Origin of the sequence: Gordonia sp. LUNF6 (genome assembly GCF_047041125.1) — a bacterium.
Lineage (GTDB): Bacteria > Actinomycetota > Actinomycetes > Mycobacteriales > Mycobacteriaceae > Gordonia > Gordonia sihwensis.
This window is the reverse complement of the sequence record NZ_CP178181.1, coordinates 765,181-790,402: the sequence shown is the minus strand read 5'-3', so window position 1 is coordinate 790,402 and position 25,222 is coordinate 765,181. Positions and strand designations below refer to the sequence as shown.

Here is a 25,222-nt window from a genome sequence, read left to right as displayed (position 1 = left end):
AGACAAAAGCGCCTTGGCCCGATGGCAGTCCGAGCGGAGGCGCGCTGCAACAGATTCTAGCGTTCGGGCTACCGTTGACGCCATGCAGACCCAGAAGTCCTCACGCTTGCTCGGGGTCGCCGTCGTCATGTTCGGCATCGGGATGATCGCGAGCATCGCCCTGCTGTTCCCGGCGGTCCGGGACACCGGGACGGCCGTCGTCACGACCGTCTACGTTCTGGCCATGGGCGCACCGCTGGGATTGCTGCTCGGGATCGTGTTCGCCCTGCTGTCCGGCCGGCGCAGCCGGTGAACCGCATCGACCCGGACCGGCCGCTGCGGCCCGTCAGCGACGAGACCGAACTCAAACGAGCTTTCAGTTGCTTCCCGTCCGGCGTGGTGGCCGTGTGTCGCACGGGCGACGATCCAGGGGGCGACCCGATCGGGATGTCCGCCAGCGCCTTCACCACCGTCTCGCTCGATCCGCCGCTGGTGTCGGTGTGCGTCCGCAACGGCTCCACCACCTGGCCCGCACTGAGGGGCGGCACCGTCGGCGTGAGTGTCTTCGCCGCGCACCAGGGCGACGTCTGTCGCAGGCTCGCGGGGCCGCCGGAGGACCGGTTCACCGGGGTACGCCCCATCGCCGACGACTCGGGCGCGGTCTTCATCCCCGGCGCCGCCGCCCACCTGGCATGCACGGTGTTCTCAGAGATCCCCGCGGGCGACCACCTCGTGGTGCTTCTGACGATCGACGCCCTGCGCTGCGACCCGAACGTCGAACCACTTGTCTTCCACGCCAGCAGCTTCCGCGCGCTCGAAGCTCGACGCGCGCAATCCTGACATACCGGCGTGTCGGAACTCTCAATCAGGATGTGACCTTTGTCACATAACAACCCGATAACAAACGGGATACGGGACGGGTATCAGTGCCGTGAGCAGCACGGACGTGCCACGACGCCCGATCGGCCGCTTCACGCCACCTCAGAGCACCTCTTCGCATCAGATGTTCTCGCGGGCCCGACGACGTAGTGTTCATGACGGCCGCCACCCAGGCGACCACCCGAACGCCCGTTCCGCCGGTCGCGCCCAACCTCGCTCCGCCGGCAGGACACCCGCTGATGCAGTTTCAGGAGCGAGGACGGGGGACCCACAATCCTCCGGGAACCGGTCGATCACCTCGGTGGTCGGCCTTGGGGTTAAGCCCGGCAGACGTCGCACCCAGTGACGCGAGCCGGACCGGGCACCTCTCAGCCCGAACCCGACAGCTCACCTCGTAGGCGCGTGGAGAGAGGAAACGAAGACATATGTCCGGACGTCACTCGAAGCAGACGACCAATACCAAGACTTTCGCGAAGATCGCCCTCACGTCGGCCATCATCGGCGGCGGCGCGGCCCTGATGGGCGGCGGTCACGCCTCGGCAGCGACCGATTCCGAGTGGGATCAGGTCGCACAGTGCGAGTCCGGCGGCAACTGGGCCATCAACACCGGCAACGGCTACCAGGGCGGCCTGCAGTTCAGCCCGAGCACCTGGGCGGCCCACGGCGGCACCCAGTACGCACCGAGCGCCGACCAGGCCACCCGCGAGCAGCAGATCGCCGTCGGCGAGCGCGTTCTCGCCACCCAGGGCAAGGGCGCATGGCCCACCTGCGGCGGTCCCCTCTCGGGCCCCACTCAGCGCAGCGCCCCGGCCACCCCCAAGCCGGCCAACCCGCTCGCACCGAAGCAGCAGGACGCCCCGAAGACCGGCCTGGCCAAGTCTGCCGACGCCAAGAACACCGAAGAGGCCAAGCAGCAGATCGACAAGGTCGTCAACGACTCCAAGGTGAGCCCCGAGGTGCGCAGCGCCTGGAAGGCCGCCAAGGACTCCGGCTACCAGCTCACCCCGGACCAGCTGAAGCTGTACAACCAGAACAAGGGCCTGATCAACCTCCCCTGATCACCCGAGAAGTTCATCCGAGAAGACCTCCGCTTCGGCGGGGGTCTTCTCGCATTTCGCGACCGCCCCCGCACCGACGTGATACATGGCGCACGAAAACCGGCCGGACCACACGGTCCGGCCGGTCTCGGCAGAGCTCAGGTCAGGTCAGCGGTTGACGACGGTCTTCGACTGGATGTACGGCAGGCTGTCGACGGGCTGCGGCAGCTCGTAGTAATCGCCGAACGGCGAGAGCGCACCCGCCAGGTGAGAGGTGAACTCCGTCACCGCGTGCTGCTCACCGATATCCGTCGGCCAACCGTTGTCCACGTATCCACTCTTCTTAGCCACGGCCTCATTGTGCCATGCCCGCTGAACCGGCGGTACAGTTGTCCGAATGAGTCCCGACCTGCCGCTGCGCGGGTTGGCCGACGATCTCGCCGAGCGGTCCGACGATGCGCTCGTCGAGTTGCTGATCGCCCGGCCCGACCTCGCTTCTCCCCCGCCCCGCGGCACCGGTGTCCTCGCCCAGCGCGCGCTGTCGGCGGCGTCGATCTCCCTGGCGGGCGAAGGGCTCGACCTTCTGGCGGTCGCAGTGATCGAGGCCTTTCTCGACGCGTCCAGTGCGATCGGCGAACGCAAGGAACTCCTCGGGCCGGTGAGCCGGGACGCGATCGTCGCCCGTCTCGGTCGGCGGGCGCGGCGCGGCGACGTCGACGCGCGTCTCGACCAGATGGTCACCCGTGCACTGCTGTGGGGCACCGGGCCGCGTCGACGCGGCAGGCACACCGACTGGATCGCCGGGGCGCATCTGCCCGCCGCCCTGCCGTGGCGGGCTCACAATCTGCTCGGCCCCATCGCGGAGTCGACTCCCGCGCAGATCCGCGAGCGCATCGAATCGGCCACCGAGCGGCCCAGGGAACTGCTCACCACACTCGCCCAGGGGTCGTCTCTCGGGCGCAGTCGCGACGCCGCACCGGATGCCGATCCGAGCGCGCCGGTGCCCACCCTCATCTCCCTCGGTCTGCTCGCACGGATCGATGAGCAGACTGTGGAGCTTCCGCCCCAGGTGGGACAACTGCTTCGCGGTCAGCCGCCGCTCGAGACCGCGGTCCTGCGGGAACCGCCACTCACCGGTGCGGACGGCCCCGGGCGGTTCGACGCGAAGGCCGTCGACGCCGCGGGGGCGGGCGAGGCGCTCGAACTGCTCCGTCACTCCGGCGATCTGATCGAGGCGCTCGGCACCGCGCCGGCGGCCCTGCTGCGGTCCGGCGGCCTGGGCATCCGCGAACTCCGGCGCCTCGCCAAGACCACCGCCCTGAGCGTGAGCCGCGTCGGCCTGCTCGTCGAGCTGCTGGCCAGGCAGCGGCTGCTCGACGCGGGTGCGCCCGACTCCGACGCGGGCGACCACCTCGCCGACGACGTCTTCGCGCCCACCGGCGCCGTCGACGCCTGGGCGCATCTGAGTTCCGGGCGACGATGGCTCGGCATGGCGCGGGCGTGGCTCGATCTGCCGCGGCAGCCCTGGCAGATCGGCGACACCGACCGCGAGGGGAACACCCTCGCGGCGCTGTCGTCCGAACTGTTCGACGCCACCGCCGCGGCCTCGCGCCGCGCGGTGCTGGCTCCGCTCGCCGACGCCGAGCCCGCCCACCCGGTGTCCCCCGAAGCGCTGACCGCGGTACTCGGATGGCGTCATCCGCGCCGTCTCCGCCGGCTCAACGTGCACGTGGTGTCCGAGACCCTGCGCGAGGCGACCGAACTCGGACTCGTGGCGCACGGCTCGCTCACGACCGCCGGGCGGCTGCTCCTCGACGTTCCCGCCGACGCCGAGTCGGCGGCCGACGTGCTCGCGGCGATGGACGCGTCCCTGCCCGACCTCATCGACTACTTTCTGGTCCAGGCCGACCTGACAGTCGTGGTGCCCGGGCCGCTCGATCCGGACGTGGCCGACCGGCTCCGGTTGATCGCCGACCTCGAATCGGGCGGTGCCGCCTCGATGTACCGGATCACCGAAGACAGTGTGCGGCGCACGCTCGACACCGGCCGCACCAGCGCCGAGATCGCCACGTTCCTCCACGAGCACTCACGGACGCCCGTGCCGCAGTCGCTGACATATCTGATCGACGACGTCGCCCGCAGACACGGCCGGCTGCGCGTGGGCGTGGCGGCGTCGTTCATCCGCTGCGACGACACCGCGACGCTCACCGAGGTGCTGCGCAGCGAGGCCGCGACCGAGCTGGCCCTGCGCGCCCTGGCCCCGACGGTCGCGGTGTCGGCGGCACCGCTGCGCGATGTGATCGACCGGCTGCGCGCATCGGGGTTCAGCCCCGCGGGCGAGGACTCCTCCGGAGCGCTGATCGACCTGCGCAGCCGAGGCGTCCGCGTCCCGGCCCGCGGTGCGGCGTCGTCCCCACCGCATCGACGCGCCGCTCTCGGTCCCGGTCAGGCGCACGCCGTCGTCTCCCGGATGCGGACCGCCGACCGCGCCGCCGGACCGGTCGCCGCGGCCTCGGCGTCGGGTGCCGCCGGCGAGACCGTGTCCACGCTGATCCAACTGGCCCTGCGCACCGGGAGGCGCCTGCGCATCGGTTATGTGGACGCGCAGGGCGCGGCGAGTCGGCATGTGGTGCACGCCCGTTCGCTGGCCGCCGGACAATTGGTGGCCGACGAGGAGGGCGGCGAGCCCGACCTCCGGTTCGCGCTGCACCGGATCACCCGGGTCGAGGTGCTCTGACTCCCGACGGCAGGTGGCCGCACCGCGCCCGAACCTGGACAATGGACCGGTGACCGACGGACCTCTCATCGTGCAATCGGACAAGACCCTCCTGCTGGAGGTCGACCATCCGGGGGCGGCCGCCGCGCGGGCCGCGATCGCACCCTTCGCCGAACTCGAGCGCGCTCCCGAGCACGTCCACACCTACCGGGTCACTCCGCTGGCACTGTGGAACGCGCGGGCCGCCGGCCACGACGCCGAGCAGGTGGTCGACGCCCTCGTCACGCACTCGCGTTTCCCGGTTCCGCAGCCGCTGCTGGTCGACATCGTCGACACGATGGGCCGCTTCGGGCGGCTCCAGCTGATGAAGAACCCCGCGCACGGGCTCACCCTCGTGAGTCTGGATCGCGCCGTGCTGGAGGAGATCCTGCGGAACAAGAAGGTCGCGCCCATGCTCGGCGCGCGGATCGACGACGACACCGTCGTGGTCCACCCGTCCGAGCGCGGGCGCCTCAAGCAGATCCTGCTGAAGGTCGGCTGGCCCGCGGAAGACCTCGCCGGTTACGTCGACGGCGAGGCGCACCCGATCGAATTGGAGCAGACCGACTGGCATCTGCGCGACTATCAGGAGTTGGCGGCCGACTCGTTCTGGGCGGGCGGTTCGGGCGTCGTGGTCCTGCCGTGCGGTGCGGGAAAGACCATGGTCGGCGCCGCGGCGATGGCCAAGGCCGGCGCCACCACGCTGATCCTCGTGACGAACACGGTCGCCGGCCGCCAGTGGAAGCGCGAGTTGGTGGCCCGGACCTCCCTGACCGAGGACGAGATCGGCGAGTACTCGGGCGAGCGCAAGGAGATCCGGCCCGTCACCATCGCCACCTACCAGGTGATGACCCGCAAGTCGAAGGGCGAGTACAAGAACCTCGACCTGTTCGACTCGCGCGACTGGGGTCTGATCATCTACGACGAGGTGCATCTGCTTCCGGCCCCGGTGTTCCGCATGACCGCCGACCTCCAGTCGCGACGGCGCCTCGGCCTCACCGCCACGCTGGTCCGCGAGGACGGACGCGAGGGCGACGTCTTCAGCCTCATCGGCCCCAAACGCTACGACGCCCCGTGGAAGGACATCGAGGCGCAGGGCTGGATCGCTCCGGCCGAGTGCATCGAGGTCCGGGTGACGATGACCGATTCGGAGCGGCTGCAGTACGCCGTCGCCGAACCAGAGGAGAAGTACAAGCTCTGCTCCACCGCCCACTCCAAGATCCGCGTGGTCCGGTCGATCCTCGAACGCCACCGGGACTCCCAGACCCTCGTCATCGGCGCCTACATCGACCAGCTCGAGGAGTTGGGCCGGGAACTCGACGCCCCGGTGATCCAGGGCTCCACCCGGAACGCCGAACGCGAGAAGCTCTTCGACGCCTTCCGCCGGGGAGAGTTGCAGACCCTGGTGGTCTCGAAAGTCGCGAACTTCTCCATCGATCTCCCCGAGGCCTCGGTGGCGGTTCAGGTCTCGGGTACGTTCGGTTCTCGCCAGGAGGAGGCCCAGCGCCTCGGCCGTCTGCTGCGGCCCAAGGCCGACGGCGGTCAAGCGCACTTCTACTCGGTCGTCTCGCGCGACAGCCTCGACGCCGACTACGCCGCGCACCGCCAGCGATTCCTCGCCGAGCAGGGCTACGCGTACCGGATCGTCGACGCCGACGACATCGTCGGACCGCCGCTGCCGTGAGACGCACGTAACACTCGTCGTCTGTTCGTGCGACATACCGGTTGTCGGGGGTTCGAACACCATCGTCGATTCCAAGGGGGAACCGTGAACCGTCTCGTCACCGGAACTGTCGTCGCTCTCGCAGCGGGAGCCGTCGTCGCGGGAACCGCGGCCGGGGCCGGCGCGGCCGGCGCCGACATCGAGACCAGCGAGTACGTCGCGCAGAACTGCATCGGCCTGTCACCGAACATCATCGATAATCCCTACTACGGCGGCGTCACCGTCTACCCCGACGGCAATGGGCGCATCAGCGTCACCTGGGGCAATCCCAGCATCTGGGGCTACCGCACCGACGGCACCCTGACCTGGAAGAACCTGCGCACCGGCCGGAGCGGCCAGAGCAATGCCCACTTCACCCACGACGCCGAGGGCGCCGGGTTCTCGGCGGAGATCGCCACGGGTCCGGGACCGGTCCGGATCACCACGCGAGCGATGAACCGAGGGCCCTTCCTCACCCTGGCCGCGCCGACGTGCACGGGAGTGGCGCACGTCCGCTGACCGCATGGGTCGGGTGTGTGCCAACCTGGAGCCATGCCATTGGTCGACCGCATGCGCCCGTTCACGTCCACCGTCTTCGCGGAGATGTCGGCCCTCGCGGTGAAGCACGACGCGATCAACCTGGGTCAGGGGTTCCCCGACTCCGACGGGCCGGCATCGATGCTGGCGGCGGCCGTCGACGCGATCGAATCAGGCGGCAATCAGTACCCGCCCGGGATCGGTGTGCCGTCGCTGCGCCACGCGATCGCCGCACATGAGCGCGATCACTACGGCATCGACCGCGACCCCGATTCGCAGGTCCTGGTGACCGTCGGCGCCACCGAGGCCATCGCCGGTGCCCTGCTCGGGCTCGTCGAGCCCGGCCGCGAGGTGGTGATGATCGAGCCGTACTACGACTCCTATGCGGCCTGCGTCGCCCTTGCGGGCGGTGTCCGGCGCACCGTTCCGCTGGTGCGCGACGGCGACGGATTCGTGCTCGACCGATCGGCGCTGGCCGCCGCGTTCGGACCGAATACCGCTGCGGTGCTGGTCAACTCGCCGCACAATCCGACGGGCACGGTACTCACCGACGACGACCTCGCCCAGATCGCACGGTTGACGATCGAGTACGACGCCGTCGCCATCACCGACGAGGTGTACGAGCACCTGCTCTTCGACGGCCGCGGCCAGCACCCGCTCGCGTTGCTGCCCGGGATGGCCGAGCGCACCCTGCGGATCTCGAGCGCCGCCAAGACCTTCGCGTGCACGGGGTGGAAGGTCGGCTGGATCACCGGTCCCGCCGATCTGGTGGCGGCGGCGCGTGCGGCCAAGCAGTTCCTCACCTACGTCGGCAGCGGACCGTTCCAGCCCGCGGTAGCGCACGCGCTGCGCACCGAGATGGACTGGGTGCGGGCCAACGCCGCCGACCTGGCGCGCAAACGGACCGTCCTGTCGAACGCGCTGCGCACGGCCGGGTTCGACGTCCACCGCAGCGAGGCCGGGTACTTCGTCTGCGCCGATCCGCGCCCTCTCGGGTATTCGGACGGATTCGAGTTCTGCCGCGAGATGCCGGCGCGGATCGGGGTCGCCGCCGTGCCGGTCAGCGCATTCGTCGACGACGATCAGCCGTGGCGGCACCTGGTCCGCTTCGCCTTCTGCAAGCGCGACGAGGTCATCGCCGAGGCCGCCGAGCGACTCGGCAGTCTGCGATGACCGCGCGCCGTTCGTACTAGAACATACGTTCGATACCCTGGTAGGCTCCAGCCATGGGCACTGGAGTTCAGGCCTCGTTGTTCGACTCGGCTGACGCGGACGTCGGCCTGGCCGCACTGAGCGCGAGCACCGTACGACACCCGCTCTCCGACGGCGCCTGGGTCGATGTGCGCCCGGGCTGGGTCACCGGGTCGATGCACCTGTTCGACGCCCTACGCGCCGATGTGCCGTGGCGAGCCGAACGCCGGCAGATGTACGAGTCGGTAGTCGACGTCCCGCGACTGCTGGCCTTCTACGATCAGCGCAGCGCGCTGCCGCACGAGATCCTCGAACGGGCCCGCGGTGCACTGACGCACCACTACCGACGAGAACTGCCCGAGGGCTTCGCCACCGCGGGTCTGGCATTGTATCGGGACGGCTCCGACAGCGTCGCCTGGCACGGTGACCGGATCGGTCGGGGACGGATCGACGACACCCTGGTCGCGATCGTCTCCCTGGGCGCTCCGCGCACCCTTCTGCTGCGCCCGCGGGGCGGCGGACCGTCACGGAAATTCATCCTCGGTTCCGGCGATCTGTTGGTGATGGGTGGCTCATGCCAGCGCACATGGGATCACGCGGTCCCGAAGACGCCCGGGGCCGGCCCGCGGATCAGCGTCCAGTTCCGTCCCGCCGGGGTGCGTTGACCCGCGCGCTCTCAGACGTCGAAAGTGACGCCCGTCAGTTCCTCGGACGCCGACCAGAGGCGGTCGCGAACCCGCTGATCGTCGGCCGCCGCACGATAACGTGCACGCGACGGTGTACCGCGCAGCACCCGGTTGGGCCCCCAATAGCTGCCGTTCGGGACGTCGGCCGTCGCCGCGAACAGTGCGGGCAACGCCCCCTGAGCCGCAGGCTGCCCCACGCGAAGCATCGCGCCCGCCTTCATCAGGTAGTCCACGGGCGTCTCGGATTGCCCCATCAGACCGGTCGAGGTGTAGCCGGGATGAGCCAGGACCGCCCGCACGGGGGATCCCGACTGGGTGAGCCTGCGCGCCAGCTCTCGTCCGAACACGGTGTTCGCCAGCTTGGAGTCGCCGTACGCCGCCCATCGGTTGTAGCGCCGCCGCTCCCAGTTGAGGTCGTCGGCGTGGATCCTTCCCCAGTTCTGCGCGAGCGAGGACATGATGACGATCCGCTCGCGCACTCTGGGCAGCAGCAGTCCGGTGAGGGCGAAATGCCCCAGGTGGTTGGTGCCCATCTGCATCTCGAAACCGTCGGCCGTACGCCTGTGCGGCAGTGCCATCACTCCGGCGTTGTTGACCAGGACGTCGAACGGCTCGACGCCGGCCGCGAAATCGCGCACAGAGCCCAGATCGGCCAGATCGAGATGCGCGACGCGCGCCGACGCGCCGATCCGGCCCGCCACACGTTCGGCTTTGTCCAGGTTGCGGCAGGCGAGGGTCACGTCGGCGCCGGCCGCCGCGGCAGCCCTGGCGATCTCGGCACCCAGCCCGCTGTTCGCGCCGGTGATCACCCAGGTGCGGCCGCTCTGGTCGGGTAATCCGGCTGTCGGCCGATCGCTCATGTCACTGCTCCTTCGCGGCCGCACGCGGCGAACGCTCACGCGGTATGGCGAACTTCACCAGGTCAGCCAGCACACTACCGAGCGACGGCGGCTCGGCGCGGATCAGCAACTCGCGCGGCGCGAAGATCTCGGTCGGCTCCGGCCGACCGCGCAGGGTCACCCGATCCACGCGGCGCCACTTCGCCACCTCGTCGGCGCCGGCACGGTCGATGGCCGCGCCGCTGGCGTAGACGGGCGAGTATCCCTCCTTGGCCCGGTCGGACAACCGCGCGCACTCGTTCACCGGGTCCCCGATCACGGTGTACTCGTACCGGGTCCGCGCTCCGATGTTGCCGGCGAACACCGGACCGTAGGCCACGGCCATCCCCCACTCCAGCGGGAGCTTCTCACCGAGCGCCACACCGAGTTCGCGCGCGGCCCCCAACGCCGATTCGGCGGGATTGTCCAGTGGCGCGGGCACACCGAATACGGCGAGCGCCGCATCGCCCTCGAACTTGTTGATGAAGCCGCCGTGCCGTTCCACCACCTCGGCGACGATGGAGAAGAAGGCGTTGAGAACCACCGCGGTCTCGCGCGGGTCGCGCCGTGCCGCGAACGACGTCGACCCGGTGATATCGACGAAGATCACCGCGACCTCGGTGTTCGATCCGACCAGATCTCCGCCGTGTTCGAGAGCCAGGTCGGCGACCCCCACTCCGACGTGGCGGGAGAAGATCTCGCGCATCCGGTCACGTTCCTGAAGGCCGTCGAGCATCCCGTTGATGCCATGCTGGAGCACACCGATCTCGGAGGAGTCGTAGACGGCGACGCGCCTGGTCAGGTCGCCGTCGCGAGCGGATTCGATGACATCGCTCATCTCGTTGAGGGGATCGCGGATCGCACGGCCCACCAGTCCGACGACGCGCCCGCCCGAGGCGAGCGCGATGAAGGCCAGAAACGCGATCGGCCAGTCGAAACGATCCTCCACCTGCGGGACCAGGCCGAGTACCCGCCCGACGATGATCGTGACCATCCCGACCATCGGCACCGCCGAGGAGACCAGCCAGATCACCGCCATGCGCTCGCGCACGCCGTGCATCGCGAACCGCATCGACCGCCCGCCGAAGGCGAGCACCGTCAACGGCCGGACCGCGCTCTCGATGAACATGTAGTTCAGGCACGCCGAGGTTATGGCGGCGAGCATGAACGCCACGAGCATGGCGAGCAGGAACACCGGCTCGGCGTCGGAGAGCACCACGTACATCAGGTACGCGGCGAGCCAGCCGACCAGGTCGGCGTACACCACGCGGGTCGGGATCACCTGCACTTGTCTTCGACGGTCGTCGTCGGCGGGACCGCCGCTGACGAACCACGCGAACTGCGGTTTCAGGAACAGCAGCGAGATCGCGAGACTGACGATCAGTCCGACCAGCGTCGAGAACAGTACCGCGAGCATGCCGGGATCCTCGGAACCCGAGTGCAGCGTGAGTTCGCCGCCGCTGAACGCGAGGAACACCGCGATGAAGGTCTCGATGCTGATCAGGATCTTGGCCCCGCCGAGAATCGCGCTTCCGAGCACCATGGCCCGGGCGACGATTCCGCGGCGGGTCGCCACGTCCATCGCCCGCCACTCGGTGGCGACGCGTTCGCTTCCGCCTTCCACGAGCCGCCCGCCGAAGTAGGCCAGTTTCAGCCTGCGGTCCACCCATTCGGCAAAACGGTGCAGCTCAGTGCGAGTCTCGCCACGCACAAGCAATCACCTCCCGGCCCAATGGAATCTCACTGAGATTACCGAAGACCGGGAGGTGATGTCGGGGTGGAGCGATCAGGCGGTGTGCGTCGCCTCGATCTCGAGCGTGATGGTGATCTTGTCACCGACCACGGTTCCACCGGTCTCCAGCGGCATCTCGATGTCGATGCCGAAATCCTTGCGGTTGATCACGGTCGAGGCCTCAAAGCCCGCGACCGGGCCCTGGCCCATTCCCGCGTTGACGCCGTTGTACTCCATCTTCAGGGTAACCGGCTTGGTGACGCCCTTGAGCGTGAAGTCGCCGGTGAGCTCGTAGTCCCCGCCCTTCTCCACGACGGAGGTGGAGGTGAAAGTGGCGGTCGGGAACTTCTCGGCGTCGAAGAAGTCGGCCGACTTGATGTGGCCGTCGCGCTGTTCGTTGCGGGTGTTGATCGAGGTGACGTCGATCTCGGCCTGAACCGACGGCGTGCCGTCCTCGGCGATGGTGATGGTGCCGGTGAAGGCGTCGAAGGTGCCGCGGACCTTCGAGACCATCAGGTGGCGGACCGAGAAGCCGATGGTCGAGTGGACCGGGTCGATGGTCCAGGTGCCGGGGGTCAGGTCAGCGGGGGTGACGGTTGCTGCAGTCATGACGGTTCTCCTTGCGGAAGCGATCTCGATGGCGTCTGTGGTTCTGCGGCGGCGTGTGCCGCACACACACAGAGCATAACCGGACCGTGGTCCGGATAATTCCGGTTGTGGCGCCAATCACGGAAAGTACCGTCGGATCACGTCCGGACGCTCAGACGTCCACGACGTCGCTCGCCGGATCGATGAGGATCTTCGCGTGACTGCGTGCCGAGGCGAGCGCCTCGAATGCCCCCGCGGCACCGCCGAGCCCGACTGTGCCGGTGAGCAGCGGCCTCGGCTGAACCGTCCCGCGCGCGATCATGTGCAGCGTGGCCCGGAACTCGGCGGGGTCGTAGCCGAAGACGAAGCGCAGGTCGATCTCCTTGTTGCCTGCCATCGCAGGCTGGAAGACATCCGGCTCCATGCACACTCCGACCACCACGACCCGCGAGCGGAAGGGCACGTGCGCGACGAGGTCGTCGATCATTCCGGGAACGCCGACGCATTCGAAGACCACGGGCCCGCGCGGCGTGAGCGACAGCTTGTCGGCGACGCTCATCAGCGACCACCACGGCGTCCGGGGAATGGTCTGAAGTGCGTGCATGGCGTCGAACGCCACCGAGAACAGATCTCCGACGCGGGTGAAGTGCTTCCTCTGTTGCGGCGCCGCGTCCCACGGACTGTCGACGGCGGGGTCGACCACGACGTCTGCTCCGCACTGACGGGCGAGGTCGCGGCGCAGTTCGGAGAGGTCGGCGGCGACCACCGTGCGCACTCCCGCCGCTTTCAGCATCAGGATCACCGCGAGGCCGATGGGGCCGCAGCCGACCACAACGGCCACGTCGCGCCGGCCGATCTCACTGCGCCGGACCGCGTGATGCGCCACCGCGAGCGGCTCGGTCAAGGCCGCGAGTTCCACGTCCACACCGTCGGGGACGGGCATCGCCAGATCTTCCTGGACCACCATGTATTCGGCGTACGCCCCGGGCGCCTGCGCCGAGAGCCCCACCATTTCGACCTCGCCGTCGTGACGGATGATCGGCAGCGCGACCACCGCTGTGCCCGGCTTCCACCGTTTGCGGCATTTGGGACCGTACGAGACCACCTCCCCGACGAACTCGTGGCCCATCACCACCTCGTGGGCGGGGCGCATGAAGTGGTCGTAGCCCACCTTCTCCCCGATGTCGGCGGCGACGTCTCCGTGAACCCGCGCATGCAGGTCGGACCCGCAGATCCCGGCGCGGAGCACTTTGATCAATACGTGGCCCGGACCGGGGCGGGGAATCTCCATCTCGCGCACGTCGAGCGAACCTTCGTGACACACCACAGCTTTCATGCGTCCACTGTAGGGCCGGGTGCGTGCCGGCATCAGGACGCACAACGGCATCCGAGGGAACATTCCCCTCGGATGCCGTCGTGCCTACTGATCTCAGTCGGGACTGCGGTGGCGCGCCCGGCGAACGGTGTACGTCGGGTCCACCTTGACGCGCGGCCGCGTCTCCTCGGATTCGGAGCCGGCGAAGCCGTGGTCCGGGTGCTGCCCGGTGCCGGCGTCCACCCAGTGATGCCTGCCGGTGTCGGGCTCGGGCTGGACGTACTGCGTCTCGCCGCCGGTCGCCGGCTCCGGCTGGTCGTGGGTCACGGTCCGGACGGTGTCCTCGGACTCCTCGACGTAGGTCTCCACCGGCTTCTCGACCACCTTGCGGACGATGACCGGCTTCTCGACCACGACGATCTGCTCGATGGGCTTCTCGACCACCTTCTCGACCTCGACGTAGACCGGCTTCTCGACCACCTTCTCCACGATGTGCTCGACGGGCTTCTCGACGATCCGCTCCACGACGTGGTCGAACCGCTTCTCGATCACGTTCTCCACCAGGACGGGGGTCTGCACGTTCTTGTCGAACTCGCGGCGGACTTCCTGCTCGACCACCTTCTCGATGATCTCCGGCCGTTCGACGATCTTCTCCACGACGTGCTCCACCGGCTTGTCGACGATCTTCTCGACCACGTTGGGCTGTTCCACCACGCGCTCGACGGTCCGGTCCACCGGCTGCTCGATGACCTTCTCGACCACATTCGGCCGCTCCACCACCCGCTCCACCACGCGGTCAACGGGGCGCTCGACGACCTTGTCGATCACGTTGGGCACTTCGACGACGCGTTCCACCACGCGGTCGACCGGCTGCTCGATGACCTTCTCGACCACGTTCGGTCGCTCCACCACCCGCTCGACCACATGGTCCACCGGCTGCTCGACGATCTTCTCGACCACATTCGGTCGCTCCACCACCCGCTCGACCACATGGTCCACCGGCTGCTCGACGATCTTCTCGACCACATTCGGCCGCTCCACCACCCGCTCCACCACGCGGTCGACGGGCCGCTCCACCACCTGCTCGATGACGTTGGGGATCTCGACCACCTTGTCGACGACACGGTCGACGGGCTTCTCCACCACGTTCTCGACGACGTTGGGCACTTCCACAACCCGTTCCACCACGTGCTCGACGGGCTTCTCGATGATCTTCTCGACCAGTTCGGGCTTCTCGACCACGCGCTCCACGGCGTGTTCGACGGGGTTCTCGACGATCTTCTCGACCACGTTCGGCTTCTCGACCACCCGCTCGACCACATGGTCCACCGGCTTCTCGACCAGTTTCTCGGTGACGTTGGGGATCTCGACGATCCGTTCCACCTCACGGTCGACGGGCTTCTCGATCACCTTCTCGACCACGTTCGGCTTCTCGACGATCCGCTCGACCACATGGTCGACCGGCTTCTCGATCGGCTTGTCGACGATCTGCTCCACGATCACCTCGCGCGGCACCTCGACGGTCTTGATCTCCGCCTTCTCTACGACGAGTTCGATCTCCTTCTCGACGACCTTCTCGACCGTCTTGTAGACGATCTTCTCGACCGGGACCTCGATCTCCTTCTCGACCGTCGTCTCCGCCGCCGATTCCTCGGTCGCGTCGACGTGCTTCTCGACGACCTTCTCGACGGGCTTGTAGACGATCTTCTCGACCGGGACCTCGATCTCCTTCTCGACGATCTTCTCGACGGGAACTTCGCGGATCACCTCGACGATCTTCTCGACGGGCTTCTCGATCACCTTCTCGACGACCGACTCGACCGGGACCTCCACCACCTTGTCGACGATGGTGACGATCGGCTTCTCCACCATCCGCTCGACGCTGATGGGCTTCTCGACGACGTCGTCGGTGATCTCGACCAGCAGCTTCTCCACCATGCGCGAGACCTCGGTGGGCCGCTCCACGATCTCGTCCACCACAGTCACGAGCAGCTTCTCCACGAGCCGCTGGATCTCGATCGGTTTGTCGACGATCTCGTCGAGGATCGTGACGATCGGCTTCTCCACCAACCGCGGGATGTCGATCTCGTTGTCGACGATCTCGTCCTTCACCGTCACGATCGGCTTCTCGATGACGCGCGGCACGTCGACGGGGGTGTCGACGATCTCGTCGACGAAGGTGACGACGGGCTTCTCCACCAACCGCGACAGCTCCACCGGCTTCTCAGCGATCTCATCGACCACCGTCACCACCGGCTTCTCCACCAACCGCGGCAACTCCACCGGCTTCTCAGCGATCTCATCGACCACCGTCACCACCGGCTTCTCCACCAACCGCGGCAACTCCACCGGCTTCTCAGCGATCTCATCGACCACCGTCACCACCGGCTTCTCCACCAACCGCGACAGCTCCACCGGCTTCTCAGCGATCTCATCGACCACCGTCACCACCGGCTGCTGCACGAGTCGCTGGAGTTCGACCGGCATCTCGATGATGTTGTCGACCACCGTCACCACCGGCTTCTCGACCCGGCGATGGATGTTGACGGGCTTGTCGACGACCTCGTCCTCGATCGTCACCACCGGGCGTTCCACGGCGCGGCTGACGCTCACGGGCTTGTCGACGATCTCGTCGACCACCGTCACAACGGGTTTCTCGATCAGCCGCGAGACCGTCGCCGGCTTGTCGATGATGGTGTCGACGGTGTTGACCACCAGCCGTTCCACGATCCGCTCGAGCGTGACCGGCTTATCGATGACCTTCTCTACCGGGTTCTCCACCAACCGCTCGACGGTGTACTCGCGGTCGACGACGTTGTCGACAATGTTCAACGCCGGATCGTTCTCCTGCGGCGTCCCGCCGTTGGCCATCGCCCCTCCTTGTGCGCGCTGCTATCACCGAAACCCTTCCACAGGGCGGCAGAAACTTCCTAGCTGGACCCTAAGGTTACGCGGCAGCCGAATGACATGGACACACAGTGAACTCGATCCGGTTCGCACCATCCGCGGGCCTGCCGGAGATGTTCAGACGACGAGAGATGTTCAGACGAAAAGGATCAGAGGCCCACCGTTGCCGGTGGGCCTCTGATCGAATGTGGCCAGAGTCGGGATCGAACCGACGACCTTCCGCTTTTCAGGCGGACGCTCGTACCAACTGAGCTACCTGGCCGGACGGTGCCGGTGAAAAACCGAAACCAAAAAGCGACCCTGACGGGACTCGAACCCGCGACCTCCGCCGTGACAGGGCGGCGCGCTAACCAACTGCGCCACAGGGCCATATTCAATTTGTTGCCTTGAGAACCTTATCAGACTCTCACCGCGTACCCCCTACGGGATTCGAACCCGCGCTACCGCCTTGAAAGGGCGGCGTCCTAGGCCGCTAGACGAAGGGGGCCGGTGTTCCTCGTTGGGAGCGAGACAAACTTTATGGCACTTCGTCGACAGAACGCAAATCGTGTGGTCAGCGACGTTTTTCGGCTATTCACACGCACATCGAGGGTGATCGGCGAGCGCCGCGCCGACAGCCGTCGGAGACCGGAAGCGAAGAAGCCAGGCCGGAGATGTTCTCCGGCCTGGCTTCCACCAGTGCCCCCAGTAGGGCTCGAACCTACGACCTGCGGATTAAAAGTACGCACGTCGGGTCATTCTCCGAGTAACGCCACCAGCACCGATCCTGCGACGCTCGACGAATCGACGCAGGTCAGAGCGCATGAATGACTACCAGCGGCGTACTGGTGGCTACCGCTGGATCACCGCCGGATTCCCCGCAGTGGCCGGGGTGGTGCCGGGGTGGCGTCCCATCGGACGGTGGGTTTACGGTGGCAGCCATACCGCCGCGCACCGGGCAGCGCCCGCAGCAGGTGGCCGCTCGCACCGCAGCTCGAAGCTAGGCAGGTTCGCAGAGCGCAGCAGTAATACGGGATCGGGTTGAGTTCGTCTCCAAAGTGAATAAGTCCGTTCGGTCAGCGACCGACGTTCGCCGGCGAGTGTCGGCGATTTCTCGTCAGTCATCCGCACCGAATTGGAGCACTCACATGAGCATCACCCGCCCGGCCGACAATCGGCCCTGGAACACCCACCCATTCTTCTCTCGCCCCTCCCGCGAGGACGCCAGCGCCTTGGCGGTCCTCGACGTCGACGAGCTGTTCGCCTTCGGAGGCGATTCCGGCGCTCGCGGCTACAGCAGCCAGGGCGACGTACTCGTCTCTCAAACCAGCGACGGCGTCGACCTCAACCGACTGTGGGACGACGCAGCCGCCGCGATGAGCAAGTGGAATCAGAAGCGGTCCTCGCTGGCCGCACTCGTTTCGTATCCGACCGTGAACGCCGCCGACGCCATCCCACAGACGCTCGGCGGTGACCATTTCGAGGAAGCATCCGAGTTCGGCGAGCCGACGGGCCTGCGCGCCGAGCCGAACGCCACGATCCTCGGCTACGACTTCACCGACTACGACCTGGCAAGCCGCTTCACGTGGAAGTTCCTCCGCAGCGCCTCGGCCGAACAAGTCCGCAGCGTCGTCAATCGCGCCTTCGAGTCGGATAACCGCCTGGTCACCGGCAGCATTCTCCGACGCCTGTTCGACCCCGCAGAGAAGCTGAACGAGGTCGGCCACAAGGTCTACGGCCTCTACAACGGCGAAGACGGGATGGTCCCGCCGTCGCACGCGGGTCAAGACTTCCCCGCCGAGACCTCGCACTACCTCGTGTCGGGCAACGCCGTCCTCGATCCCGGCGACCTCGTCGACGCGATCAACGCGGTGCGCAGCAAGGGATTCGGAACCGACGGCAGTTCGCGGCTCATCGTCCTGTGCCACCCGAACGAGGGGGAGATCATCTCCACGTTCCGCGCAGGAATCGAGTCGGGCGGCGTCGAGAGCAAGTACGACTTCATTCCGAGCGCGAGCGCCCCGGCGTACCTGGCAGCCGAGAACGTGGTCGGCAAGGTCGCGCCCGGCGAGTTCGGCGGCCTGGAGGTGCTCGGCTCGTACGGTCCAGCCTGGATCGTCCCGAGCTACTACCTGCCGATCGGCTACGTCGCCGTGGTCGCCACCGGCGGACCGAACAGCAACCTGAATCCGGTCGCATTCCGCCAGCACCCCAACGCCGCCTACCAGGGCCTCCGCATGATCCCCGGACGCGATCAGCGGTACCCGCTGACCGACTCGTTCTTCCAGCGCAGCTTCGGAACGGGCGTCCGCTATCGCGGGGCAGCGTGCGTGGTGCAGGTCAAGGAGATCGGCGACTACGAAGCTCCCGCCTGGGACTGGAAGTAACGACATGTCGGCGAGCGCGCGCACCACGCAGCGCGACCACGACGGGCCGGGCGAGTACTCCTGGGGACCGGGCCTGACCCCACCCGATCTTCAGGACGCCCGGCCCGACGAGGGCGGCCTCTACCGCGGTAAGTCGCCGGCGATCCCCGACGATCCAGCGATGCGCGCCCTGGCCGACGAACTCGCCGACCGCGCAGAGTGGGGGCGAGGATGAGCCGGATCTACAAGCGCGATCGTCTCGGGCGCTTCGCGGGAGCCGGGACCAAGCTGTCGGCGTCCGCGAAGGGAGCCAAGGCAGCCGCCACCAAGGCCACCAAGTCCGGCGCGAATAAGGTGGGCGGCAAGGTCGGCGACGCCTACGTCGAGGGCAGCTTCACCAAGCACCTGGAGGTCGGCCAAGGCGGCGACTACAAGGGCGTCAAGGTGGGAGCCGAGTTCAAGACGCCGAAGGGCCGAGGCGTGATGGTGAAGGCGATCGCAGGCGTCCACGGAAAACCGAACCGACGCCTGGACGTGACCCCGCGCCTGGACAAGTCGCAGAAGAAGCTCACGGTGACCGCGAAGCCGAACCCGACTCGACCCACCGCGGGAAAGAAGATGCGTCGATGAGACGCCCGAGCTCCGATCTACTGCGTTGAGATGCGGGCGCGGCCACCGCCAGCACCGCGCAGCCCGCCGCCCGAGAAGCCGGACGCCAGCGATAGCCCTCCGGGCAGCGCTACAGCTCAATGCCACGGCCCGCAGGGCCGACCAGACTTGGCAGGGCCTCCCGTCCCTGCCGAGAAAGAGGAACGTAGACCTGTCCGTTCCGAGTGAGGCTTGACTTGTCGCCTTGCGAGCCGTGATCCGCACGCTCTCCGGCAGGGCGGGTCACAACCCCGAACCCCGTCGAGGTCTCCGGTATCCCCATGCCAGCCTCGGCGGGGTTCGGCTATGCGCCTTCGGGTTCCACCGTCGGCAAGCCGTCCATCAGCGCTCCCGGCGTCGTTTGGAGGCCAGCGGCGATCTTCAGGATCGACTCAATGCGGCTACTGCGCTGTCCGCGCTCTACTCGTCCGAGTTGTGTCCAGTGGATACCGATCTGGTCGGCGGCGTACTCCTGACTCCACCCGAGCTCTTCACGCCGCAATCGTACACGCTCGCCAAACTCGCCCAAGGTTGGGCTGTTCGGAGGCTTGACTGTCGGCACGAGTACCAAGCCAATCGGCTCTAGACCAGACCGACCAGAGCCAAAGAGTCATACCACCTGACAGGTGGGCTATTGTTCGCGAGACGAAACCTCGCAGACAGGACACCCAATGGAATCCCTGATTCTCCCCTTCTTCATCGTCAGCGCCATCGTGTGCGCCTTCATCGCGAACCGCATGGCCGGACAAAGGGGCCGCAACCGCGACCTTTGGATCTTTCTCTCCATTCTGTTCAGTTGGCTGGCCATCCTCGTCCTCGCGACCATCCCCACCCAAACTCCAACTCCCGCAGGAACCCGGCGCATCTACTGCCCACGCTGCAACGCCGAGCAGAACGTGGCGCACAACGCGCCCTCTTACGAGTGCTGGCAATGCCATCTCGTTACTGATCTCAACGTCAAGCACTAAGCGAACTCAGACAGGACACCTCATGAAACGAACTCTCACGACATTGCTCGGTGGAGCCGCTGCCCTGGCCTTCCTCGCGGGATGCGGCAGCGACGAGGCCGCGAGTGACACAACGAGCCGGTCTGCACAGCAAAGCGCAGCGGCCGAAAGTGATTCAGCTAAGGACCGTCGTTACATCTCGGAACTAGTCAGCCAGGGAATCATCTCCGAGATAGATGGACAACTCGCTCTTTCGATTGGCCCGAGTTATATCGACATCTCGCTCGCTAGGCAGTTCTGCGACTACGCAGCCGAACACGGCGTCACCGAAGCCACTTCAAAGCTGAGCACGTTCGGCGTCAAGAAACTGGCTGTCGCACAAAGCGTCTATTGCCCGGACGTCAGGTAAGCAGCACCGAGCCACCTAGGAGTACGGCGATCAGCTTCGGCTGGTCGCCGTTCTTTATGTCCGAAGTTAGCTGCTCGTTGACTTCAGTCACCCGCCACCGAACGACCCCGAAGCCCGTTTCTCTCGACAGCAGCCGAATCAGGCCGCAAATCAGACAGTTGTCGTGGGTGTCAACTAGCGCGTTGTCGACGCATCACCGCAGGTCAGGCATGGCGCGGGGCTTGCGTAGCGGCGGCAGCCTATGCCACTATGGGTGCGTGCCCGGTAGTTGGGCACACCACGAGCCACAGGATGGTTCGAGGAACACAAGTCTCGCTCCTACGAGAGTGAGATTTCCTGGAGGATTTCGGCCCCACGGTCGGCGGAAAGCAGACTTCACCGCACGGTGAAGAATCCTTCAGTAGTCGTCGTAGCGAGAGATGCCGCGCCAGCCTGGCGCGTAGACATCGGTGGCATTGAATCACTTAGCTGGCGGACGGCGCATGAATCCCACCGCGGGAGACGTGCGTAGTCAGAGCCAGCTGTTTCTGTTTCTACGGACGTCTCCGATAACTCAGGAGACCTCATGAGCCAGGTTCAGACCGCCCAGAGGGCGACAGCCACCGCCCCGTCCCAGCCGCGTCGTTCGCGACAGCTTCGCCGAGAAGACTTCTCCAATCTCCCCACCCGTAAAGGCCGCGAGGGAGCCAAGGCATTCTACGCGGAGATCGGCGTTCACAGCATCACCGATTCGCGGCTCCGCCATGCAACGGAGAGCGGCGAGCTGAAGCGATTCAAAATCGCGTCGCACAACTGGTACGCCGACGCGGACCTGTTCGACTTCCTCATGTCCCTCGCCAGCGGTGGCCGAGGCGGTGACGCAGCGTGAGCATCGAGAAGCCGACCGCTCAAGAACTACACATGGCCGACCAGATCGGAATGATGCTCGAAGAGGTCGAGAAGTACGCCAGCCCCGGCCTAGCCCCGCTGATTCACGGGCCGGTGTGACTGCTGCTGTCGGGTGACGGCGGGCTTGTTTTCGCGTGTGGGCGTGCGTGTGTGCCGGCTGGCGCTGCCGGTGGGCGGGTCTCCGGGTGGTGATGTCGTGGGCGGGCAGGTGAGGTCAGGCGGGTTTTGGGATCGCGGCGATCGTGTTGAACACTGCGACGATGGCGGTGGCCCACGGCCATGTTTCGGGAATCTTCACGCGCCGCCGCCGGCCACTACGGACCAGTCGGGCTGCCACGTGAAGGAAGCGGTAGCGCAGCGCTTTGGGCTCGCACAAGGCCAGAACTGCGGCGTCGCCGGTGCAGGCCAGCATCCGAGTCCACGCCACCAGATCTGCGGCGATCATCACCGCCACCAGCCAAGCCTGGTTGAGAGCGAACTCCCGCGAGGGAAGCCTGCCCAGGCCGGTGTCTTTGGCGTGGCGGATGCGGTCCTCGACCCGGGCGTGAGCCCGATGCCTGGCTTCAAGAAACTGCAGCTGGCCGGTGGCGGTGTTGGTGACAAAAGCCTGGTAGCGCCATCCATCGATCTCCTCGAACATCGACAACTGGGCGCCGGGGTGGGGCCGCTCGCGGCGTACGATCACCCGCATCCCGTCTGGCCACTTTGCGAGCATCCCGGGAGCGAGGAACCCGGTCAGCTCCGCGATGTCGGCCCCGTCGCGGATGTCCCCGTTGGGGTTGAGCGCTGGTCCCCACGCGGCTTCGGGGCAGGTCGCGATGGCCCGGCGAATCGGGGCAGTGATAGCGAAGCCGACCGAGTACTCCACCTGTCGACCACGAACGCGGTTCTGCTCGGTGATCCACTCCAGCAAGTCGTGGGAGGCGCCGGCACCGTCGGAGCGGATCAGCAGATCACGCCGATGACTGGCGGGGATCTGCGCGATGGCCTGGCCCAGGACGTCGATGTGGTCGGCAGCGGTGTTCGACCCGGCGTTGCCCGGGCGCAAGCTCGCGGCGAGAAACTCTTCTGTGTTGTCGCACCACACGCCGATCGGGTGGTACCCGAACGTGCGCTTATATGTCGGAGTTGCATGTTCCTTCTCGCTGTGGGTGACCACGATGGTGGCATCCACATCGAGCACGACCGTCGATCCCAGATCCCGCCCCGCACACGCCGATGCGGGTACTCCGCCGGGCAGTTGGGACCACACGTGCCGCCGCGTGCGGGCACGCGCGACCTGGATCTTCTTGCGCTTGCCGGCAGTGACCTCATCGAGTGTGCGCCACACCGTCGGCGCCGAGGCGACCGGGCCCAGGGCCCCGGATTGGTGGCGCAGGACGCCGATGTCGGAGATGGACTCGCCGCCATCGGCGAGCATCACCGCGGTGTCGATCAGCACACGGCCGCGGTCGTGGATCGGGATGAATTGTCGGCGAGCCATGGCCCCTGACAGCTCGGCGGTCAGACCGACCTGATCAGCCAGAAGTCGAGGCACGATGGCCCCGGCGTGGGCGATCACCCCGACACCATCAGCAGTAACGGACAGACCGGCCGACCACGAAGTACGCTTCACCTACCGAGTGCTTTCTGCTGGAGAACATGGAACCTTAGACAAGTCCCAGTTTCCCCTGCTCAGGAAGCACTTCGGTCTATTTTCGCCCAGCGATCCGCAGATCCCCATGAAACACCCAGGCTAGAGGGCAACGATGCTGCCCGAGAGAAGCTCGCCGAAGTCCTCGACCAACATCGTCTGGCAGTGTCGCGCGGCCCCAAGTTTGACGGGGGCTCGCACCTCGGCGCAACGGAGAATCTCAGCGTTCTACCCAAGGTGCCGGGGGCGGTGTCAACTCGTGGAAGCAACGTTGTCCTTCAGTAGGCGTTCGAAGACTTCCCGTGGAGTGTAGAAGCCCAGGCACTGCCGTGGCCGCTCGTTGAGCTCGCGGGCGATCGCTTCGAGGTACAGCTGATCGGATGGGATTTCGGTGCCCTTGGGCAGGTACTCGCGGATCAGGCCGTTGGTGTTCTCATTCGTCGGGCGTTCCCATGGCGAGCGGGGATGAGCGAAGTAGATCGGCAACTCGGCGGCCACGGTGACGCTGGCGTGCTCGGCCATCTCGGTGCCTTGATCCCACGTCAGGCCCTGTCGCATGAACTCCGGCAGTCCTCGCAGGTGATCGATCAGCACATCAGCAACGCCGGGTGCTTTCTTCCCGTCCGGCAGACCCAGGATCAGCGTGTACCGGCTGGTGCGCTCGACCAAGGTCACCGCCGCGGACTGGCCGGCCTTCCCGACGATCAGATCTCCTTCCCACCAGCCCGGCACCCGCCGATCGGCCGCGGTCTCGGGGCGGTCGTCGATGCTGACCATGCCCACGATCCGCGCCGACCGCTCACCGACTGACTTGCGGGGTTTACGCGCGGTGCGCTTGGACTGCAACAGGATGCCCTGAGCAGCCAACTCTCCCTTCGGAAGAGCATAAATCCACCGATAGATCGACTCGTGTGACACGCGGCGGCCCTGCGCGTTCGGTGAACCCGTCATGGGATCCACTGTGGGGTCTTGGGCCTCGAGCTTCAACCTCCCCGCGATCTGGCGCGGCGTCCGCGACCTGCGCAGGTCGGACCGTACCCGGTCGGCGAGCACCGAGTCAGCATCGATCGCCCTCGTCTGCGGACGGGCCCGCCGTGCGCGGGCGTGCTTGTCGGCGTGCACCACCTGATACGCGCCCGTCTTGGTGGCATTGCGTTTGATCTCGCGAGACACCACCGACTTGTCGCGCCCGATCTGCTCGGCGATCGCCGTGACCGTCATCCCCGCACGCCGTCCGACCGCGATCTCCGTCCGGTCCGCCACCGTCAACATCATCCGTCCCAGCCCCACCCAGGGTCTCCTACCGCGCTACCCGCAACCCCTCGTGGCCTGCAGTGTTGCTACGACGGTATGACACCGCCGGGGCTAGATACTCCGGTGCCGCGACCGCCATTCAATCGGCACAACCCCGAACACCTCCTCGCACCGATCGTTATCCCGGCCTGGGACTTGAGCTATCCCGTTGTTGTTCGGGATGGCATCACCGTCAGCGACGTCCTCCGTGAACGCCTGCTCCCCGAAGATACCGATTTGGACCGATCACATTGCTACTGGCATGACGGTCCCGGTCGCGGTGGCAAGCGCTCGCGACATCCGAAGCTGCTCACGCAGACGAGCGGCCAGTACGTCGTCGTGTGGTGGGCGTGCCCCTACTGCACCGAGCGACTGAAAGCAGAGCTCGGCGACGTCCGGGTGTACGACGTGAACCTTTGGGTGGACACGCCACACCTGCCCGCGTAACGGCAGCGCTGCATCCCGCCACCCTGCGCAGCACCGCCCATCTGACAGGGCTGAGCTCTTCGAGCTCGGGCCAGCGGCGGCCTTGGGCCGAGTTACCCGACCAGCCCACATCTCAACGGCAAATCGCCGCCCGCCACCCTCTAAACGCTTCGAGCCCCCGACCTGAGGAGTGGCCGGGGGCTCGACGAAGCAGAACCAGTACGAAGGAGTTCAGCGTGACCTATCTTACCCCATCTGACCAGGCAAAACAACCCTCAGATGATCGAGAACCGTTCCCGCGCAAGGGAACCCGCGACACATCACTCTCCACGATCCGTCCCCGACTTGCGGCGGCAGAGCTGACCGCGCTCAGCGGCTCGGTCCTGTTCGCCGATCGGGTCCGGCGCGACCTTGAAGCCCAAGCCCGCGAAGGAGAAGGCGCATGAC

The 25,222-nt window shown here is 66.9% G+C and carries 25 protein-coding genes, 3 tRNA genes and 1 riboswitch; of the genes, 16 read left to right on the top strand and 12 right to left on the bottom strand.

The features are described 5' to 3' along the window. The first annotated feature begins 82 nt into the window (after positions 1-82). The 3 genes from ACK8HH_RS03775 (at position 83) to ACK8HH_RS03765 (ending at position 1,916) form a co-directional block, all read left to right on the top strand. Positions 83-292, top strand: coding sequence for a hypothetical protein (locus ACK8HH_RS03775; RefSeq protein WP_006894572.1), 210 nt, complete (start codon positions 83-85; stop codon positions 290-292). Beyond that, complete coding sequence (locus ACK8HH_RS03770; protein WP_006894569.1) at positions 289-819, top strand: flavin reductase family protein; 531 nt, start codon at positions 289-291, stop codon at positions 817-819. Before ACK8HH_RS03775 ends, ACK8HH_RS03770 begins: the two co-directional genes overlap by 4 nt. 263 nt (positions 820-1,082) lie before the next feature. Beyond that, positions 1,083-1,275, top strand: a riboswitch (cyclic di-AMP (ydaO/yuaA leader). A gap of 8 nt (positions 1,276-1,283) precedes the next feature. Continuing rightward, positions 1,284-1,916: a transglycosylase family protein gene (locus ACK8HH_RS03765; protein ID WP_006894567.1), complete on the top strand. Its 633-nt coding sequence runs from the start codon at positions 1,284-1,286 to the stop codon at positions 1,914-1,916. A 147-nt stretch (positions 1,917-2,063) separates the two neighbouring features. Here the strand turns inward: ACK8HH_RS03765 and ACK8HH_RS03760 are convergent, their stop codons facing one another. Further along, complete coding sequence (locus tag ACK8HH_RS03760; protein WP_006894566.1) at positions 2,064-2,246, bottom strand: hypothetical protein; 183 nt, start codon at positions 2,244-2,246, stop codon at positions 2,064-2,066. Positions 2,247-2,292: 46 nt separating this feature from the next. Here ACK8HH_RS03760 and ACK8HH_RS03755 point away from each other — a divergent pair, with 46 nt between their 5' ends. From ACK8HH_RS03755 to ACK8HH_RS03735, 5 genes are all read left to right on the top strand, one after another. Continuing rightward, the gene (locus ACK8HH_RS03755) at positions 2,293-4,632 is read left to right on the top strand and encodes a helicase-associated domain-containing protein (RefSeq protein ID WP_412475553.1); all 2,340 of its coding nucleotides are present in this window, start codon (positions 2,293-2,295) and stop codon (positions 4,630-4,632) included. Positions 4,633-4,681: 49 nt separating this feature from the next. Continuing rightward, positions 4,682-6,334: a DNA repair helicase XPB gene (locus ACK8HH_RS03750; RefSeq protein WP_006894564.1), complete on the top strand. Its 1,653-nt coding sequence runs from the start codon at positions 4,682-4,684 to the stop codon at positions 6,332-6,334. Positions 6,335-6,418: 84 nt separating this feature from the next. Then, positions 6,419-6,871, top strand: coding sequence for a hypothetical protein (locus tag ACK8HH_RS03745; RefSeq protein WP_006894563.1), 453 nt, complete (start codon positions 6,419-6,421; stop codon positions 6,869-6,871). Positions 6,872-6,904: 33 nt separating this feature from the next. Then, positions 6,905-8,062: a pyridoxal phosphate-dependent aminotransferase gene (locus ACK8HH_RS03740; protein ID WP_039866699.1), complete on the top strand. Its 1,158-nt coding sequence runs from the start codon at positions 6,905-6,907 to the stop codon at positions 8,060-8,062. Between the two features lie 53 nt (positions 8,063-8,115). Beyond that, on the top strand, positions 8,116-8,745 hold the full coding sequence (locus ACK8HH_RS03735; RefSeq protein ID WP_006894559.1) for an alpha-ketoglutarate-dependent dioxygenase AlkB: 630 nt from the start codon (positions 8,116-8,118) through the stop codon (positions 8,743-8,745). An 11-nt stretch (positions 8,746-8,756) separates the two neighbouring features. Here the strand turns inward: ACK8HH_RS03735 and ACK8HH_RS03730 are convergent, their stop codons facing one another. The 8 genes from ACK8HH_RS03730 to ACK8HH_RS03695 all read right to left on the bottom strand — a co-directional run bounded on the left by ACK8HH_RS03730 (position 8,757) and on the right by ACK8HH_RS03695 (position 16,673). Beyond that, complete coding sequence (locus ACK8HH_RS03730) at positions 8,757-9,626, bottom strand: oxidoreductase (RefSeq protein ID WP_006894557.1); 870 nt, start codon at positions 9,624-9,626, stop codon at positions 8,757-8,759. A 1-nt stretch (position 9,627) separates the two neighbouring features. Then, a complete protein-coding gene (locus ACK8HH_RS03725) occupies positions 9,628-11,355 on the bottom strand; it encodes an adenylate/guanylate cyclase domain-containing protein (protein ID WP_101841614.1) in 1,728 nt (575 codons plus the stop codon). A gap of 75 nt (positions 11,356-11,430) precedes the next feature. Next, positions 11,431-11,985, bottom strand: a complete 555-nt coding sequence (locus ACK8HH_RS03720; protein ID WP_006894554.1) for a YceI family protein — start codon at positions 11,983-11,985, stop codon at positions 11,431-11,433. A 151-nt stretch (positions 11,986-12,136) separates the two neighbouring features. Next, the gene (locus ACK8HH_RS03715) at positions 12,137-13,300 is read right to left on the bottom strand and encodes a zinc-binding dehydrogenase (RefSeq protein ID WP_006894553.1); all 1,164 of its coding nucleotides are present in this window, start codon (positions 13,298-13,300) and stop codon (positions 12,137-12,139) included. 93 nt (positions 13,301-13,393) lie between these two features. After that, positions 13,394-16,150 (bottom strand): hypothetical protein, encoded by a 2,757-nt coding sequence (locus tag ACK8HH_RS03710; RefSeq protein ID WP_101841615.1) that lies wholly within the window; start codon positions 16,148-16,150, stop codon positions 13,394-13,396. Positions 16,151-16,374: 224 nt separating this feature from the next. Beyond that, positions 16,375-16,448 (bottom strand) — tRNA-Phe (locus ACK8HH_RS03705). A 33-nt stretch (positions 16,449-16,481) separates the two neighbouring features. After that, a tRNA-Asp gene (locus tag ACK8HH_RS03700) sits at positions 16,482-16,555 on the bottom strand. Between the two features lie 45 nt (positions 16,556-16,600). Beyond that, positions 16,601-16,673, bottom strand: a tRNA-Glu gene (locus ACK8HH_RS03695). A gap of 640 nt (positions 16,674-17,313) precedes the next feature. Here ACK8HH_RS03695 and ACK8HH_RS03690 point away from each other — a divergent pair. The 3 genes from ACK8HH_RS03690 to ACK8HH_RS03680 are packed head-to-tail and all read left to right on the top strand — an operon-like array spanning position 17,314 to position 19,161. Beyond that, positions 17,314-18,552, top strand: coding sequence for a hypothetical protein (locus ACK8HH_RS03690; protein ID WP_412475552.1), 1,239 nt, complete (start codon positions 17,314-17,316; stop codon positions 18,550-18,552). A gap of 4 nt (positions 18,553-18,556) precedes the next feature. Further along, entirely contained in the window at positions 18,557-18,766 is a 210-nt protein-coding gene (locus ACK8HH_RS03685) for a hypothetical protein (RefSeq protein WP_412475551.1), read from the top strand. After that, positions 18,763-19,161, top strand: a complete 399-nt coding sequence (locus ACK8HH_RS03680) for a hypothetical protein (protein ID WP_412475550.1) — start codon at positions 18,763-18,765, stop codon at positions 19,159-19,161. Before ACK8HH_RS03685 ends, ACK8HH_RS03680 begins: the two co-directional genes overlap by 4 nt. A 322-nt stretch (positions 19,162-19,483) precedes the next feature. On the opposite strand, the gene ACK8HH_RS03675 is transcribed toward ACK8HH_RS03680, so the two are convergent. Next, a complete protein-coding gene (locus ACK8HH_RS03675; protein ID WP_412475549.1) occupies positions 19,484-19,741 on the bottom strand; it encodes a helix-turn-helix domain-containing protein in 258 nt (85 codons plus the stop codon). Between the two features lie 109 nt (positions 19,742-19,850). Between ACK8HH_RS03675 and ACK8HH_RS03670 the strand changes: the two genes are divergently transcribed. The 4 genes from ACK8HH_RS03670 (at position 19,851) to ACK8HH_RS03655 (ending at position 21,522) form a co-directional block, all read left to right on the top strand. Beyond that, entirely contained in the window at positions 19,851-20,147 is a 297-nt protein-coding gene (locus ACK8HH_RS03670; protein ID WP_412475548.1) for a hypothetical protein, read from the top strand. A 22-nt stretch (positions 20,148-20,169) separates the two neighbouring features. Continuing rightward, a complete protein-coding gene (locus tag ACK8HH_RS03665; protein ID WP_412475547.1) occupies positions 20,170-20,535 on the top strand; it encodes a hypothetical protein in 366 nt (121 codons plus the stop codon). A gap of 565 nt (positions 20,536-21,100) precedes the next feature. After that, entirely contained in the window at positions 21,101-21,403 is a 303-nt protein-coding gene (locus tag ACK8HH_RS03660) for a hypothetical protein (RefSeq protein WP_412475546.1), read from the top strand. Next, positions 21,400-21,522: a hypothetical protein gene (locus ACK8HH_RS03655; RefSeq protein WP_412475545.1), complete on the top strand. Its 123-nt coding sequence runs from the start codon at positions 21,400-21,402 to the stop codon at positions 21,520-21,522. The genes ACK8HH_RS03660 and ACK8HH_RS03655 overlap by 4 nt, the downstream gene beginning before the upstream one ends. A gap of 115 nt (positions 21,523-21,637) precedes the next feature. Here the strand turns inward: ACK8HH_RS03655 and ACK8HH_RS03650 are convergent, their stop codons facing one another. Continuing rightward, positions 21,638-23,038 carry an IS1380 family transposase gene (locus ACK8HH_RS03650; RefSeq protein WP_067476669.1) on the bottom strand — a complete coding sequence of 467 codons (1,401 nt, stop codon included), beginning with the start codon at positions 23,036-23,038 and terminating at the stop codon, positions 21,638-21,640. A 270-nt stretch (positions 23,039-23,308) separates the two neighbouring features. Then, the gene (locus ACK8HH_RS03645; RefSeq protein WP_412475205.1) at positions 23,309-24,331 is read right to left on the bottom strand and encodes an IS30 family transposase; all 1,023 of its coding nucleotides are present in this window, start codon (positions 24,329-24,331) and stop codon (positions 23,309-23,311) included. A gap of 680 nt (positions 24,332-25,011) precedes the next feature. Between ACK8HH_RS03645 and ACK8HH_RS03640 the strand changes: the two genes are divergently transcribed. Then, complete coding sequence (locus ACK8HH_RS03640; protein ID WP_412475544.1) at positions 25,012-25,221, top strand: hypothetical protein; 210 nt, start codon at positions 25,012-25,014, stop codon at positions 25,219-25,221. Position 25,222 lies beyond the last annotated feature (1 nt).